Genomic DNA, 714 nt, shown 5'->3' with positions numbered 1-714 from the left:
GTCTCCGGCACCTCGACGCCGTCCATCACCACCTCGCCGGTGACCGAGGCGCGCAGGCTGAGCTTGTTGGCGATCTTCGGCGCCGAGAGGCCGGCCATGCCCTTCTCCAGCACGAAGCCGCGGATCCTGCCGTCATGGGCGTCGGATTTCGCCCAGATCACGAAGACATCGGCGATCGGGGCGTTGGAGATCCAGGTCTTGGTGCCGGTCAGGCGGTAGCCGCCGTCGACCGGCACGGCGCGGGTCTTCATGCCGGCGGGGTCGGAGCCGGCATCGGGCTCGGTCAGGCCGAAGCAGCCGATCCAGTCGCCGCTGGCGAGCTTGGGCAGGTAGCGCCGGCGCTGCGCCTCGGTGCCATAGGCGTTGATCGGGTGCATCACCAGCGAGCTCTGCACCGACATCATCGAGCGGTAGCCCGAATCGACCCGCTCGATCTCGCGCGCCACCAGGCCATAGGCGACATAGCCGGCGCCGAGCCCGCCATGTTCCTCCGGGATGGTGATGCCGAGCAGGCCCATGGCGCCCATCTCGGCGAAGATCTCCGGCTCGACCCGCTCCTCGGCGAAGGCGGCGCGGACCCGCGGCGCCAGCCGCTCCGCGGCATGCGCGCGGGCGCTGTCGCGGATCATCCGCTCCTCCTCGGAGAGCTGATCCTCCAGCAGGAACGGATCCGCCCAGTCGAACGCAGCGCGCCCCGAGGGCGCCGGGGAGGGG

General features: G+C 71.0%; 1 protein-coding gene. It reads right to left on the bottom strand.

The features are described 5' to 3' along the window. Positions 1–714: acyl-CoA dehydrogenase family protein (locus tag QSJ97_RS24595; protein ID WP_285675144.1), on the bottom strand; the 714-nt coding region annotated here is incomplete at both ends.

The sequence above is a fragment of the Paralimibaculum aggregatum genome (genome assembly GCF_030270585.1).
Classification (GTDB): domain Bacteria; phylum Pseudomonadota; class Alphaproteobacteria; order Rhodobacterales; family Rhodobacteraceae; genus Thermohalobaculum; species Thermohalobaculum aggregatum.
Note: the sequence above shows the minus strand (reverse complement) of the source record. Positions and strands in the feature narration are given on the sequence as shown.